General features: G+C 41.2%; 12 protein-coding genes. 3 read left to right on the top strand and 9 right to left on the bottom strand.

The window, feature by feature from the left end; genetic code table 11:
• Positions 1-22 precede the first annotated feature (22 nt).
• The 7 genes from tuf to ftsW form a co-directional block, all read right to left on the bottom strand.
• The gene (gene tuf / locus BFM96_RS05685; RefSeq protein WP_068991479.1) at positions 23-1,219 is read right to left on the bottom strand and encodes an elongation factor Tu; all 1,197 of its coding nucleotides are present in this window, start codon (positions 1,217-1,219) and stop codon (positions 23-25) included.
• Between the two features lie 122 nt (positions 1,220-1,341).
• On the bottom strand, positions 1,342-2,319 hold the full coding sequence (locus BFM96_RS05680) for an anti sigma factor C-terminal domain-containing protein (RefSeq protein ID WP_188595304.1): 978 nt from the start codon (positions 2,317-2,319) through the stop codon (positions 1,342-1,344).
• The gene (locus BFM96_RS05675; protein ID WP_229676525.1) at positions 2,306-2,740 is read right to left on the bottom strand and encodes an RNA polymerase sigma factor; all 435 of its coding nucleotides are present in this window, start codon (positions 2,738-2,740) and stop codon (positions 2,306-2,308) included. Before BFM96_RS05675 ends, BFM96_RS05680 begins: the two co-directional genes overlap by 14 nt.
• 146 nt (positions 2,741-2,886) lie before the next feature.
• A complete protein-coding gene (locus BFM96_RS05670) occupies positions 2,887-4,008 on the bottom strand; it encodes an anti sigma factor C-terminal domain-containing protein (RefSeq protein ID WP_068991472.1) in 1,122 nt (373 codons plus the stop codon).
• A complete protein-coding gene (locus BFM96_RS05665; RefSeq protein ID WP_068991469.1) occupies positions 3,995-4,462 on the bottom strand; it encodes an RNA polymerase sigma factor in 468 nt (155 codons plus the stop codon). The genes BFM96_RS05670 and BFM96_RS05665 overlap by 14 nt, the downstream gene beginning before the upstream one ends.
• 123 nt (positions 4,463-4,585) lie before the next feature.
• Positions 4,586-7,282 carry a phosphoenolpyruvate carboxylase gene (gene ppc / locus BFM96_RS05660; protein ID WP_068991467.1) on the bottom strand — a complete coding sequence of 899 codons (2,697 nt, stop codon included), beginning with the start codon at positions 7,280-7,282 and terminating at the stop codon, positions 4,586-4,588.
• Positions 7,283-7,284: 2 nt separating this feature from the next.
• Complete coding sequence (gene ftsW, locus BFM96_RS05655; protein ID WP_068991465.1) at positions 7,285-8,538, bottom strand: cell division peptidoglycan polymerase FtsW; 1,254 nt, start codon at positions 8,536-8,538, stop codon at positions 7,285-7,287.
• Positions 8,539-8,770: 232 nt separating this feature from the next.
• On the opposite strand from ftsW, the gene BFM96_RS05650 reads away from it, so the two are divergent.
• The 3 genes from BFM96_RS05650 to BFM96_RS05640 all read left to right on the top strand — a co-directional run bounded on the left by BFM96_RS05650 (position 8,771) and on the right by BFM96_RS05640 (position 11,019).
• Positions 8,771-9,631, top strand: coding sequence for a GH25 family lysozyme (locus BFM96_RS05650; RefSeq protein WP_068991462.1), 861 nt, complete (start codon positions 8,771-8,773; stop codon positions 9,629-9,631).
• A 255-nt stretch (positions 9,632-9,886) separates the two neighbouring features.
• The gene (locus tag BFM96_RS05645; protein WP_068991458.1) at positions 9,887-10,375 is read left to right on the top strand and encodes an aminoacyl-tRNA deacylase; all 489 of its coding nucleotides are present in this window, start codon (positions 9,887-9,889) and stop codon (positions 10,373-10,375) included.
• A complete protein-coding gene (locus BFM96_RS05640; protein WP_068991455.1) occupies positions 10,372-11,019 on the top strand; it encodes a histidine phosphatase family protein in 648 nt (215 codons plus the stop codon). Before BFM96_RS05645 ends, BFM96_RS05640 begins: the two co-directional genes overlap by 4 nt.
• Before the next feature lie 124 nt (positions 11,020-11,143).
• Here BFM96_RS05640 and ileS read toward each other — a convergent pair whose 3' ends face one another.
• Positions 11,144-13,942, bottom strand: coding sequence for an isoleucine--tRNA ligase (gene ileS / locus BFM96_RS05635; protein WP_068991452.1), 2,799 nt, complete (start codon positions 13,940-13,942; stop codon positions 11,144-11,146).
• A 248-nt stretch (positions 13,943-14,190) separates the two neighbouring features.
• Positions 14,191-15,006, bottom strand: a complete 816-nt coding sequence (locus tag BFM96_RS05630) for a DivIVA domain-containing protein (RefSeq protein ID WP_068991451.1) — start codon at positions 15,004-15,006, stop codon at positions 14,191-14,193.
• Positions 15,007-15,015 lie beyond the last annotated feature (9 nt).

Below are 15,015 nucleotides of genomic sequence, written 5' to 3'. Positions count from 1 at the left end.
TTAATCTGGGAACTTAATTGAATTAAGCTTCGATTTCTGTAACCATACCTGAACCTACAGTACGTCCACCTTCACGGATAGAGAATGTAGTTCCTTGTTCTACGGCGATTGGGTGAATCAACTCAACGTCGATTGTCACGTTATCACCAGGCATTACCATTTCAGTACCTGCAGGAAGTTCGATTGAACCTGTTACGTCAGTTGTACGGAAGTAGAATTGTGGACGGTAGTTGTTGAAGAATGGAGTATGACGTCCACCTTCTTCTTTAGTAAGGATGTAAACTTCACCTTTGAATTTAGTGTGTGGGTTGATTGATCCTGGTTTAGCGATAACTTGTCCACGTTCGATTTCGTCACGTTGTACACCACGAAGAAGAACCCCAACGTTATCTCCTGCAAGACCTTCGTCCAATTGTTTACGGAACATTTCAACACCAGTAACAACTGCTTTAGAAGTTTCTTCTTTGATACCAACGATTTCGATTTCGTCGTTGACACGAACAGTACCACGGTCGATACGTCCTGAAGCAACTGTACCACGTCCAGTGATTGAGAATACGTCCTCGACTGGAAGAAGCAATGGTTTGTCAGTATCGCGTTCTGGTTCTGGAATGTACTCATCAACAGTGTTCATCAATTCCATGATGATATCTTCAAATGCTGAGTCACCTTCAAGAGCTTTAAGAGCTGAACCTTGGATAACTGGAAGGTCATCACCTGGGAAATCGTATTCTGAAAGAAGGTCACGGATTTCCATTTCAACCAACTCAAGCAATTCTTCGTCGTCAACCAAGTCAACTTTGTTCATGAAGACGATCAAGTGTTTAACACCAACCTGACGTGAAAGAAGGATGTGCTCACGAGTTTGTGGCATTGGTCCGTCAGTTGAAGCTACTACAAGGATAGCTCCGTCCATTTGAGCGGCACCAGTGATCATGTTTTTAACGTAGTCCGCGTGTCCTGGAGCGTCGATGTGCGCATAGTGACGTTTTTCAGTTTCGTACTCAACGTGTGCAGTGTTGATAGTGATTCCGCGTTCGCGTTCTTCTGGAGCAGCATCGATAGACGCATAGTCTTTTGGTTGGTTAACTGATGAAGGCAAGCGACGTGCCAATACAGTTGTGATCGCTGCAGTCAAAGTAGTTTTACCGTGGTCAACGTGTCCAATTGTACCAATGTTAACGTGTGGTTTACTACGATCGTATTTTTCTTTTGCCATTTGAGTAAAAGCCTCCAATAAAATATATTTTATAGATAGACAGTAGGCAATACAGTCTAACTTTCCTTACTATTCTATCAAATTCTGGTAAAATTGCAAGTGTTTTACACCTTTTTTATAAATTATTCTTTATCCAAGTGATAATAGGGCTGATTTGGAATGGAAGTTCCAATACTGGAAGCAAAAATCCAATCTTTACCTTCTAACTGAGCGAAATTCTCTGCCTTGCCTGTTAGGATGACACCTGCAAACTTAGCCTTTTCTAAGGTAGGGTAATGTTCTTTTATAAATTCCAAATCATCGTAATTTGAAAACGTTTCTCCACTGCCTCCATAGGTTGTCATTGTTTTATAGCGAGGATCTTTCAATGCGCCTTTGACTTTCTCTATAAATTGACTATAATTCATTTCTAGCACTTTATAACGAAAACTAAGTCCATAAATATCTGTCAAGTCAAAAGCAAAATCCTGCTCCTTGTTTGTTGTTCCCATCCAAAACCAATTCTGCTTGAGATTTTCTGGCAGCATTTCCTGTAATTCTTGATAGGAATAGGGTTGATCAAAGGTCAAAGCAACTTCTACTAACTGCCCTTCCATTTCTCTGGTTAATTCTAACTCTTGACTGGGTTTTCCTGAATGTTTTTTATTCCAATCTGCCTGAACATTGAAAAATGCAGGATTTCTATCTTTACTTTGGTTGCTATAAAATCTATTGGTGACAGGATCACGAAAGGCTTGATAAATCGTCCCATCTCCAGTGTGGTCAAGATGGGTATCAAACAGACTGGCAGTGGCCCTTAAAGGAGGATAGGGAATTTCCACTCCATCTATATCTTTTATTCTCTCTATATGATAGGCTGCTGAAAAACGACCATTGGGTCTCGAATTGCTTTTCATATAAATATTTGGATATGCAATGGTCATCCGTTGATCATAATAGACAATCAATTTTTGAAAATTTCGATTTAATAATTTTCCTGATACAAACATTAGACCTGCATATATGATGAAACAGGCAAAAAGAACAGACAAAGTAGTGAATAACATTCGTCTTCCTGTCCGTTTTCTAGCTTTCTTCGCCAATATTTCAAATGTTTCCATGTTCATATCCTTTCTGTTTGAGAGATTTCTTTAACTTTTGTCGACTGCGGTGCAGCTTTACTTTGACTTTACTGAGGGAATAAGCAAGAAGCTCTGCTATTTCAAGAATTGAAAAACCTTGAACATAAAAGAGATCAAGGAGCAGTCTATCTTCTGGCGAGAGCTTCTCTACTTCTTCCAGCAAAAAATCGTACTGATCACACTCAAAGGGAGAGAGCGGTTGCGAATGAAAAAATTCCTGTTGTAAAATTTCCATATAACGCTTGTCCCTGCGGTACTTGTCGATATAGCGGCGAATAGCAGACCGATACATGAAAGCCCGTATCTTCTCACCAGGGATGGCAACAGGCATTTCCAGCATTTTGACAAAGATATCCTGAACGACATCTTCTGCTTGCTCTTTTTTTACGCCTGATTTCATCAAATAATAGATGATGTCTCTGGCAAAGTCAGCTAAGACCCTTTCGTATTCATCTAGTTTGATAACGCTCCCTCCCTTCTTCACTCATATAACGAAACTAGACCCGTAAAGGTTACAGGCCTAGTTTTATTTTATCATATTCCTCGCTATTTTTGAGGAAGTGTTGGGTCATGTCGTGTATCCAATTGATGGTAAGGTTCTAAAGCGATGCTTTGTCCAATATTTGAACCAAAAATCCAGTTCGCCTTTTCAAGAGGGGCAAAATCTTCTGCTTTGCCAGTCAGGATTAGACCTGCAAATTTCGCTTTTCTCCCATCTGGATTGTTTTTTAGATAGCTTTCAATATCAGCTTTCAAATCAAACCGTGAACCATCGGATGCAGTTCGGGTGCTTTGCCAGTCTTCTGCTACCACCTTTTGGAGATTGTCGTAAAAAGTGGTATAACTATTTTCAAAACGTTTCACTACATCTTGTTCTGCCAAGCGTTTCAGATGTTCTTGGTATCGTTTTTCTCCTTCCTCAGTAGAAGCTTTTTCATTTTTCTTGGAAAAGTCCTGTTGTTCTCTTTCTAACTCCTCTTTTGTCTGGGTTTGTTCCAAATTCGGTGTAAAACCGATTTGATCGTCCACATCTAAATCCCCTGTATTGTAGGAACTGCTAGTGCCAATCCAGTACCAGTTGATTTTTAGAGTTTCAGGAATCATCGAGGCGATTTCTTCAAAGGTATAGGGTTTGTCAAAGGTTACGGCAACTTCAACTGCCTTTCCTGTCATTTGAGGCAAAAGAGCAATATCTTGAGTTAAGTTCGAACCGTATTCCTTGTTTTTACGATAATCATACTCCCGATTGAAGAACATCGGAGATTTATAACTGTGCCCATGGGTATAACTAGCCTTGCCATCTTTGGTCTGATAGAGATTCATGTCCTGCCGTCCGCCAACTACTCTTGGGCTAAGACTATAATTTCCAGTATACGGCTCAAAGGGAACCGAAATCCCAGCTATGTCCTTGACCTGATTAGCTCGAAATGTCCCACTGAATTGGGAACTCGCATCAAAGGACCAATCGATGGCTTGAATATTGGGGTAACTAATGCTTGATTTCATCTCATAGAATCGTTCCATCTTCCAAGCATTCTCTGAGGTTATTTTATTGAGAAGCAGATATCCTCCGACGAGGAAAGTTAGGGTTCCCACCGTGGAAAACCCGACGGTTTTTAGGAGCGTTTTCCTCTTGCTTTTTTTCGTTGCGATTTCAAATGTCTTCATATTCGTATCCTTTCTCTTGTAGCAAGCTGGCTAATTGTTTACGACTACGATACAGATTAATCTTGACCCAGCTTTGACTCTTGCCCAAAATTTGAGCTGTTTCCTTGACTGTCATATCCTGAAAATAATAACAATCAATCACCAGTTGAAACTTCGCAGGCAATTCTGCCACAGCTTGGTAGAGTTCTGCATAATCTTTCGTATCGTATTTGAGCAATTTATCTTTATGAAAAAACTCACGTTGGAGAATATCATGATACTGCCTATCTCGCCTATATTTATCAATGTAGGCATGAATAGCAGTTCGATAGAGCCAGGCCCTTAATTTCTCAAAGGGAAGAACCAAATCCGCTTCGAGAATGCGCACTAGCACATCTTGAGCAATATCCTCACTATCTGCCTGAGTGGCGCCAGACTTTTGCAAATAATAAGAAATTTCCCGAGCAATCTCCATCACTTCCTTTTCATACTCATCAAATCGAATGTTTCTCCCCTCCTTTCATCAATAAAACGAATGAAATCACTTTTGGTTACAGTTCTGCACAAAAAAATCGGCGAACACCGATTTTTTATTGTTTTAACCAGAATTTCGCAATCCAGTCGCAATCCCATTGATCGTGATATGAATCAAGCGTTCTTGGTCTGCAGATAATTCACCCCTGCGTTGACGCTTGATCAATTCCAACTGAATGTAGTTGAGAATATTGAAATAAGGCATGCGGTAGTCTAAACTCGCTTTTAAGTATGGATTTTCCGCTAACAAGTCATCGTAGCCTTCAATCGCTAAAATCACTTCCTTCGTTAATTGCCATTCGTCTAAAATCGTATGGTAAATCGCCTGTACTTCCTCATCCTCACACAATTGTGCATATTCAAAGGCAATGTTCATGTTGGACTTGGAGAGAACCATGTCAACATTTGATAAAAGAGATTGGAAGAAAGGCCAGTTTTTATACATCTTCCGAAGGAAATGGATATTCTCTGGATCTTGATCAATAAATGCCTTAAAGCTCGAACCTACCCCGTACCAACCAGGGAACATAACCCGACTTTGAGACCAAGAAAAGACCCAAGGGATGGCTCTAAGGCCACCGATTTCGGTGATAGTTTTTCTAGCGGCCGGACGAGAGCCAATATTGAAACTAGAAATCGCCTTAATTGGACTGGATTCAAAGAAATAATCGTAGAAATGCTCATTGCCAAAGACCAGATCGCGGTAGATACGGTAGCTGTTTGCCACGATTTCATCCATTATGCTTTCATAGCGATTAGAGGTGCTCGTATCGCTTTTCTTTTCCGTAATCATGCGGTTAATAGCCGCAGACACTAGCATTTCCAGATTGTAGTAGGCAGCATCTTTGTTGCCGTATTTATTGCCAATTACTTCTCCCTGCTCGGTCAAACGGATTCGGTCATTGATACTGCGAAGGGGTTGAGAAGTAATCGCCTGATACGTTGGACCTCCTCCACGTCCAACTGTCCCTCCACGACCATGGAAGAAAGTAATTTTCACCCCAAATTCATCCCCAATAGCCGTCAATTGCTGCTGAGCCTTGTACAAGGTCCAGCAAGAAGAAAGATAACCCCCATCCTTATTACTATCAGAATACCCTAGCATGATTTCTTGATAATGATGGTTAGCGGCAATCCATTTCTGAGCCAAAGGAAGAGATAAGTATTTTTTCATCGTATCATAGGAATTATCCAAGTCTTCAATCGTTTCAAAGAGAGGGACAATCTGCACGCGCGCCGTATCCTTATTGACCAATCCGACTTCCTTATGCATAATCGCAAGTTCCAACAAATCAGATACGCTCGTCGCATGGGAAATAATCGTCTGGCGAATAACATTATCTCCTAATTTATCTTTTAGTTCGCGAGCTGTTTGGAAAATTTCTAATTCCTTTTGCAGTAAGTCTGATTTTTCAAGATGGGTGGCAGATAAAATCCGAGGGTCATTGGTCAATTCCTCTAGTAAAATCTGGCATTTTTCATCTTCAGACAATTCACTGTAATTGTCCACAATCCCTGCACTCTTAAGCAATTCTGCCACACATGCTTCATGGACGCTGGAATCCTGCCTCATATCAATGGAGGCCAGGTAGAAGCCAAACACATCAACTGCCTGCAAGAGTTCTGTGAAGTCACCTGAAACTAGCGCTTCTCCCTTGTTTTCTAACAGAGATTCTTTAATGGCTAACAAGTCATCTTTGAATTCTGCAACCGTTGCATAGCGAGGTTCTTCTTGACCCACATTCAGCAAGAATTCCTTCGTATTTTTTAATTTTGTCTGAATGTAGAAAAAGGCACGGCGATAGGGTTCTTTTTCACGAAAGACAGAGCTGTCCTGAGACAAACGAGCCATTTCTGCAACAGCTTCGCTGGTATTGACGATACTTGTGGAAAGAGAGAACTCTCGATACAGACTAAAGACTTTTTTCTCGTAATGCTCCATGACCACTTGACACTGGGTCATGGCTGATTGTCTCAAGGTTTCTGCTGTTACAAATGGATTGCCATCGCGGTCTCCTCCAATCCACATTCCCATGGTAATAGGTCGTGGATTGTCTAATTCAATTCCCTTTTCACTCGCCAAACGTTTGTATTCATTGGTCAGATGAGGGACTGCCTGCAAGAAAGAGCTATCATAGTATTCCATGACATTGGTGATTTCATTGGTTACCTTGAGCTTTTTCTCCCGAATCATATCAGTCTGCATGATGATTTCGATGTAACGGCGAAGGTCATTGTACCATTTATCCTTGTTAATCAATCCCATCTTCACATCACGGTACTTCCGAAGCAAGCCATGGATATGATTGGTCAAATCCAGCATGCTCTTACGCTGAACCTGTGTTGGGTGTGCTGTTAAGACTGGAACCACATTCAAATGCTCCAAGATTTCCTTGGCATTGTCCGTCTCAGCAACCAAATCAATCGTTGTGGAGAGCTTCCCAAGATAATCTGCATTGATATTGTTTTGATGATTGATTTCATAGGCCAAATCAACATCTTCTGATATGTTAATGAGCAGGGGCAAAATGGCAAAATAACGAGAAATTACGACCATTTCTTCATTGCTCAACCCTTCGACCAGATCACTTAACCCTTGATAATCAGCTGCCTTTGAGAGTTTATTTAGGGTCAGAATTTTCTCAAAAGTGGCTGGTTTTAACATGTTTTTTGTAATCTCATCCAGCAGAGTAGTCAGAATTCCAACTTCCTCTTCAATCATCTCTTTATTGCTAAAACTTTCTAGACGTTGTAATGTCATCATTACCTCCTTCGTGTTCGGTATCTGTTGTTCTGGAAGTTCTCTCCAGAGTCAACAAATTCTTGTTCGATTTGCATTCTTTTTTCACTGGCATCAATATTTAGCACAAATGCGATGGCGACTGATAAAATTAAGAGACTATTTCCCCCCTGTGATAAGAAAGGAAAGGTCACTCCAGTTGATGGAATCAAACCAGAAATTCCTCCAATATTGATAAAGGTCTGGGTTAAAATCATCCCTCCAACTCCAATCGCCATCATGGCATTAAAAGGATTTCTTGCCCGAATACCGACCAGAATAATCCGTAAAATGAGGAAAAAGAGCAGGGCTAAAATCAAACTCGCACCGATAAAACCAAACTCCTCTATCACAATAGCAAAGACAAAGTCTGTATGGGCTTCTGGCAAATAGCCCCGTTTTTCAATGGAATTTCCAAGTCCCAAGCCAAACCAGCCTCCATTACTCATCGCGTAATATGAGTTAGCTAACTGGTGACCGGCTCCCGTCAAATCCTGAAAAGGATTAAAAAAGGCACTAAAACGCTTGGCCACATAACCAAAGACCGGAATCTTAGCCACTCGGTCAACCCCAATCAGCCAAATAGCTCCCAAGGTGACAAAAGAAACGCTAAAGAGCGAGCCTAAAATCGTTGAAAACCAACGATAGCCTATACCACTAACTGAAATCATAATCAGGGTTGTTAAAAATAAAATCGTAGCATTTCCCAAGTCTGGCATAATGGCAACCAGTGCAATCAAAAAGAGTGTAATGGTTCTCCAATCGTTTATACTGCGTGGAATCCACTGATTCTTCGTCAAATACTGGTAGTCATAAATCCCAATATTTTCTTGCTGACTTGAAAATTTGAGAGCCAGATACCAAATCAAAATCAGCTTTAAATATTCCGCAGGCTGTAGGGTGAAACCTCCAACAATCTTGATCCAACCCTTTGCACCATTAACCGTCTCTCCGACAAAACGGGCTAGCAACAGCAGAATAATTTCCACGAGAATCACAACGATCATCAGCCGCTCTTTTCTCAGAAAATCCAGTTTAAATTTGTAAATGAAAGCAATGGCTATTAAACTAACTCCGAAAAAGGCAGCTTGGTTCATGACAGAAGCTAACGAATTAGCCCCAAGCTCAACTAGGTTTGGACTCGTCGTTGAATAAACCACAATCAACCCCAACACGGATAAAATCAGGTAAGGAACGAGTATGGAATAGTTTAAGAGGTGCCGTTTATCAATCTTCATAGTTCACCTTTGTATTTAATATTCACCGAACATTATACCATTTTTACTCCTTAAAAAAAAGTAGTAAACGAACATCTGCTCAAAAAGTTGCCCTTTATCAAATCAAGCTTCATTTTTCTCCTAGATGTTGAAATGTAACATTTATTTCAATTGGTTAACAATTCATGTAGTTTCTTTTAATACTAGGTATTTTTTTTGCTTTTTCCCTTATTTTACGCTAAAATAGCACTATATGAGAAAGAGAATACAGCCCAAGCTAATGCTGGCCTTTTTTGTGTGTTTTATTGGTATCATTCTTATCAGTAAGCAATACTCAGAAGGTTCAGAAAAACAGCAACTTCAACTAACTACGAGCCAATCTTCCAAAGCATCGAGTAGCACAACGACTGTTTCCTCTTCAGCTAAAAAACAAGATGAAACTGAAGACGAAGATGAAGACATCAGCTATAAACCGATTATTGATGTTTCTGGCTGGCAACTTCCCAGCGAGATTAATTATGACATCCTTTCCAAAAATATATCTGGTGCCATCGTTCGTGTTCACAGTGGTGCTCAGACAACAGCGGAAAATGTAGCTACCTACGCTAATGGCCTTGATAAATCTTATAAAAAGCATATCGAAGAATTTCAAAAACGTGACATCCCTGTCGCTGTTTACGCCTATGTTGCTGCAAGTACCATTAAGGAAATGGAAGATGAAGCAGAAAGCTTTTATAAGGCCTCAGAGAAATATAAGCCTACCTACTATTGGTTAGATGTCGAAGAAAAAACCATGCCCGATATGAACAAGGGAATTGAAGCTTTCCGTAAGAAATTAGAGTCCCTAGGGGCTAAAAAGATTGGAATTTATGTCGGCACCTACTTTATCGAGGAACACAGTCTGACAACGGATAAATTTTCTGCCATCTGGATTCCTACCTATGGCTATGACAATGGCTACTACAATGCAGCTCCAGATACAGACTTAGACTATGATTTGCATCAATATACCTCACAGGGCATTTTAAACGGTTTCCCTCATGCCCTTGACCTCAATCAACTCTCTGTCCAAAAGCAACAGAAAAAAACATTTGAAAAACTATTTGGAAGCTAAACGGCTGGGAAATCCCCAGTCGTTTAATTTTCTTACTATTATACCCAGCTTGTTTCAGCAATGTAGTAAGAAACTCATCAGTCTTATGAACTATCTTTATTTTTCAATCTCATCAGACACCCTAACCCTAGGCTTTTTATAAATGTGATATAATAGATGAGATTGGCCTTCATGGGCATTTAACGTTTCTGCCCAAAGGCATTGTGCATCACATGAAAAAATAGGATTTGACATAGAAAGGAATCGGTCACTTAAATGGCAAAAAAATCAAAAATCAAAAAAACACTGGTGGAACAGATTTTGACAAAGGCAAACATTGAGCACCAAGGCTTGCAAATCAACGCCTTAGAAGGAGATATCCCTTCTCAAATCTCTAGGGAACAAATTTATAAGACTCTAGCCTTAAAAGGCGACAAGACTGGTCCTGTCATTGGCATTCTTCCAATCACCGAACACTTGTCTGAAAAGAAACTGGCCAAGGTTTCTGGTAATAAAAAGGTCAGTATGATTCCTCAAAAAGAGTTAGAAAAAACGACAGGTTACGTTCATGGAGCTAATAACCCTGTTGGCATTCGTCAACGCCACGCCTTTCCTATTTTCATTGACCATTCAGCCCTTTCTTCCGAAACAATGATTGTATCTGCTGGTGAGATTGGGCATAGCATTGCCATAGCTCCACAAGCATTAGCTGATTTTGTGGATGCACAATTTGCTGATTTAAAAGAAGGAGAACTAGAATCATGAAATTATACTTTGTCCGCCATGGTAAAACCGAGTGGAATGTAGAAGGAAGATTTCAAGGAGCAGGAGGAGATTCTCCCTTGTTAACTTCTGCAGTCGAGGAGCTCAAACTTCTCGGCCAGCATCTCTCCTCTATCCAATTTGAACGCATTTTATCTAGTAGTCTTCCTCGTGCTCTTGCAAGTGCTGAAATCATTCAAGCAGAAAATAGCTATCATCCCCCTATCCTGTCTTGCCCCGAACTTAATGAATGGCGACTTGGGAGTTTAGAAGGTCAGAAATTTTCGACACTAGAAGCCATTTACCCTCAACAAATGAACGCTTTTCGCCACAATCTTTCTCGTTTTCATCCTTCCATTTTTGGAGCTGAAACAGTCTATCAAACCACTCAGCGAACCATCCAACTCATTAAATCCCAGAAAGAAGTTCCTGCTCAAAATCTTCTCTTTGTAGGACATGGTGCTAATTTAACTGCTTCTCTACGAACCCTGCTAGGCTACGATGTGGCTCTTTTACGGAAAAATGGAGGTCTTGCGAATAGCAGTTTGACCATCCTTGAAACCGATGATTTTGAACATTTCCAACTCCTTACATGGAATAATCTCGATCATCTCAAAGAAATCGAAATGACGCCTCTCAAGCCATGAAACAAAGAATGATGGCAGCTATCATCTTTTTAGAGAGTAGTACACCAAAAACGAACCATCTAGCATTCTGATTTCCAGAATTCTAAATGGTTCGCTTTTTCATTGAAAACTACTGGTGCTTTCTTTATTTCGCTTCAAATCCTTCTGCTACAGCTTCTGGGAAGTTAGCTTCAAGGATGGTCGCACAGTGGTCACAGACTGTTGCAAGGTGCGGATTTGCATGTGTACCGACACTTGTATCAAGGCGACGGCAACGTTCACAGACTTCTCCTGCTGCCCGTTCAACGCTAAAGGCTACATCTTCAAAGACTACACTAGCCGCTGGTGCTGCTCCTTCTGCAATCGTCACATGAGACACGATGAGGAGTTGCGCTACATCGCTATCAATAGCCTCTAATAGTACTTTTGTTGCCTCATCAGGATAAATCGTCAAGTGAGCTTCGAGCGATTTACCGATCACTTTTTCAGCACGTGCTTCTTCCAAGGCTTTTTGCGCTTTGCCACGGAAATCCATAAAGGCTGACCATGTATCCAGCATTTCAGCTTGATGTTCAAAGGTTTGTGCTTCTGGTAATTCAGCTAATTGGACAAAGTCTTCTGCTTCATGCTCCAGGTAAGACCAGATTTCTTCTGCCGTATGTGGTAAGATTGGCGTCAAGAGCTTGGTCAATTTAACAAGCATATCATAGAAAACAGTTTGCATTTGACGGCGTTCCAATGATTTTGCTCCTTCGATATAGACGACATCTTTGGCGAAATCAAGGTAGAAGGCTGACAAATCAACCGTCACAAAGTTCACAATTGTCTTGTAAATATCCAAGAATTTGAAATCCGCATAGGCTTCACGAATGCTTGACACGACTTGATTAAAGCGAATGGTCATGTATTTATCCACAGAACGCAATTCTTCATAAGAAACAGCATCTGCTGCTGGAACAAAATCAGACGTATTGGCAATCAAGAAACGAAGGGTATTACGAATCTTCCGGTAGGTTTCTGAAACTTGGCTCAAAATATCCATTGAAATCCGCACATCGTTACTAGTATCAACACTCGTTACCCAGAGACGCAGGATTTCTGCCCCGAATTGTTTTTCGACATCGCTTGGCAAGATGGTATTCCCAAGAGATTTGGACATTTTCTCACCTTTTCCATCCAAGACAAATCCTTGTGACAAGATTTGCTTGTAAGGTGCAATACCGTTTGCAGCTACTGAGGTAATCAATGAGGAGTTGAACCAACCACGGTATTGGTCAGATCCTTCTAAATACAAGTCAGCTGGGTAGCTCAATTCTGGGCGGGTATTTACGACCCCATTCCATGATGAACCAGAGTCAAACCAAACATCCATAATGTCTGTTTCCTTAGTAAACTGACCATTTGGAGAAGCTGGATGAGTAAAGCCTGCTGGCAAGAGATCCTTGGCCTCACGCTCCCACCAGATAATCGAACCGTGCTCAGCAAAGAGCTCTGCGACATGTTCAATCGTTTCTTCTGTCATAATTGGTGTTCCATCTTCCGCATAGAAGATTGGAAGAGGCACACCCCACGCACGTTGACGCGAAATCACCCAATCACCACGGTCACGAATCATGTTGTACAGACGAACCTTGCCCCATTCTGAATGGAAGGTTACTTTTTCGATTTCATCAAGAATTTCCTGACGGAATTTTGATACAGAGGCAAACCACTGCGGTACAGCGCGCCAGATGATTGGCTTTTTTGTCCGCCAGTCAAATGGGTAGGAGTGAGAGATTTCTTCTTGGGCAAGCAGTAAATTACCTAATTTTTCAATAACAGTTGGAACAACTTTTTCATAGAACTGGCCTTCAAAGTCTGGACCAGCATTTTCTGTCATAAGTCCGCGTTCGTTGACGGTTACAGCCACTTCCAAGCCATATTTGATCCCAACATTGTAGTCATCCTCACCAAATCCCGGTGCCGTATGGACAACCCCTGTACCTGAATCAAGGGTAACATGGTCACCATTCATGACCAACTCATCATGTTCCACATCCCAAGGGTGTTCGGTCACAATTCGGTCTAATTCTTGCCCCTTATAGCTGGCAACAACTTGTGGATTTTCCCAACCAAAGCGTTCTGCTAAGCTAGGCAGTAATTCCCCAGCCACAAGGAATTTACGGTCGTCATTTGCCGGTTTCACCACTACGTATTCAAAATCAGGGCCGACTGTCAATCCACGAGAAGCTGTAATGGTAAATGGTGTCGTTGTCCAAACGACGATATAGGTATCTGTATCCAAGATTCCTTTACCGTCTTTAACACGGTTGGCATAGTAGAGAGAAGTAGACACCAAGTCATGGTATTCAATTTCTGCTTCTGCTAGAGCTGACTCAGAGGACCATGACCAATAGACGGGCTTAGCACCACGATAGATGTAGCCTTTCTTAGCCATTTCACCGAAGACACGGATTTGGGCTGCTTCATAATCTGGTGTCAAGGTCACATAAGGATTGTCCCAATCTCCAGATACACCTAAGCGTTTGAAATCCTCCCGTTGCTTATCGACTTGGCTGAGGGCATAATCACGGCACATCTTGAGGTAGTCAACCAAGTCCATTTCCTTGCGTTTCACTCCTTGCTTAGCCAAGACTTGCTCGATTGGTAGACCATGCGTATCCCAACCTGGAATGTAGGGTGCATAGAAACCAGACATAGATTTTGAGCGCACAATGATGTCTTTTGAAATCTTGTTCATGGCATGTCCAACATGGATATTTCCATTGGCATAAGGAGGGCCATCATGCAAGACAAAGTGCGGTTTACCTTCGTTTAAGGCTTGACGTTTTTGGTAAAGTTCTGCCTCGTCCCATTCTTTTTGCCAAACTGGTTCTTTGGTTGGCAAGCCTGCACGCATTGGAAAAGCTGTTTTTCCAAGATTTAAAGTATCTTTTAGTTTCATATATTCTCCTTAAAATTTTTAGCAATCAAAAAACCACGAGCCGTCACAAAGGACGAACAATCGTGGTACCACCTTTATTTAGATAGGAAATTCCTACCCCTCCAGACTCGTAACGTGAGTTCTACGTTCTACCCTACTTTCTTCAGGTAGAATAAAGTAAAAGGATAAGCTATATCCAAGGGAATGTAGGACTTCCACCACCACCTACTCGCTGGAAATATTGGATATCTCTCTTGTTTTTACCGTTTTTATAAAATATTTATCGTTTCTTTTGTCGGATCACTAGATGATGGCTGCACAGGTCGCTCTTCTTCTACTTGAAACTGTTGCTCATGTAAGGCAAATGTTTCAGGATCCAAAGCTGTTAAATCAGCTGATTCCATGGCTTGCGTTTGTAGCAATTCACGATTGGCTTCTTCAATACGACGTTGCAACTCTTCTACTTCTTCTGGTGAAAATTGACGCGTCATATCAATAGCATCTTCATCTGTCATCGTAACTTGCTCACCCAAAACAGATTGAACGACTTCTTTGAAAGCTTCATCACTTGTCTGCAAGTAAGTAGCCGTTGGACGAAGAATTTCTTCCCATTCTGGCGAATCCACAAGGCTCAACTGACTTTCAATCGTCGACTTCAAGCGCTGATGGAAGACACGCGTTTTATTTTTCAATTCTTCCGTTTCAACTGCAACACGTTTAGCATTGTCTGTTGCTTGACGAAGAATGTCATTAGCCTTAAATTTCGCCTGATCTAGCAAGTGCTGTGCCTCTTGCTCCGCCTGGTGAACAATGTTAGCCGAACGATCGTTAGCTGCTTGTTTCAATCGCTCAGCCGTATCTTGAGCAATTAAGACTGACTGACTCAACGAATCCTTCATTTCATCAAAATAAGTCAAGCGCTCTTCCAAAGCCTTAATCTTTGAATCCTTGTCATGATTGCTCCGGACCAAATCTTCAAAATCACGGACAATAATATCTAAAAATTCATCTACTTCATCAATATCATAGCCACGAAATTTATGTGCAAAAACCTTATCTTTAATTTCTAATGATGTAATAGCCATACCTTCTCC

This window comes from Streptococcus himalayensis (assembly GCF_001708305.1).
GTDB lineage: Bacteria > Bacillota > Bacilli > Lactobacillales > Streptococcaceae > Streptococcus > Streptococcus himalayensis.
The sequence above is the reverse complement of the archived record's forward strand: the minus strand, read 5'-3'. Positions and strand labels throughout refer to the sequence as shown.

Excerpts from the sequence above, each read along its gene's own strand:
- ftsW (WP_068991465.1), bottom strand. The coding sequence starts at position 8,538 with ATGAAGATTGATAAACGGCACCTCTTAAACTATTCCATACTCGTTCCT.
- BFM96_RS05670 (WP_068991472.1), bottom strand. The coding sequence starts at position 4,008 with ATGAAGACATTTGAAATCGCAACGAAAAAAAGCAAGAGGAAAACGCTC.
- tuf (WP_068991479.1), bottom strand. The coding sequence starts at position 1,219 with ATGGCAAAAGAAAAATACGATCGTAGTAAACCACACGTTAACATTGGT.
- BFM96_RS05675 (WP_229676525.1), bottom strand. The coding sequence starts at position 2,740 with ATGAAATCAGGCGTAAAAAAAGAGCAAGCAGAAGATGTCGTTCAGGAT.
- ppc (WP_068991467.1), bottom strand. The coding sequence starts at position 7,282 with ATGACATTACAACGTCTAGAAAGTTTTAGCAATAAAGAGATGATTGAA.
- BFM96_RS05640 (WP_068991455.1), top strand. The coding sequence starts at position 10,372 with ATGAAATTATACTTTGTCCGCCATGGTAAAACCGAGTGGAATGTAGAA.
- BFM96_RS05665 (WP_068991469.1), bottom strand. The coding sequence starts at position 4,462 with ATGGAGATTGCTCGGGAAATTTCTTATTATTTGCAAAAGTCTGGCGCC.
- BFM96_RS05680 (WP_188595304.1), bottom strand. The coding sequence starts at position 2,319 with ATGGAAACATTTGAAATATTGGCGAAGAAAGCTAGAAAACGGACAGGA.
- BFM96_RS05630 (WP_068991451.1), bottom strand. The coding sequence starts at position 15,006 with ATGGCTATTACATCATTAGAAATTAAAGATAAGGTTTTTGCACATAAA.
- ileS (WP_068991452.1), bottom strand. The coding sequence starts at position 13,942 with ATGAAACTAAAAGATACTTTAAATCTTGGAAAAACAGCTTTTCCAATG.
- BFM96_RS05645 (WP_068991458.1), top strand. The coding sequence starts at position 9,887 with ATGGCAAAAAAATCAAAAATCAAAAAAACACTGGTGGAACAGATTTTG.
- BFM96_RS05650 (WP_068991462.1), top strand. The coding sequence starts at position 8,771 with ATGAGAAAGAGAATACAGCCCAAGCTAATGCTGGCCTTTTTTGTGTGT.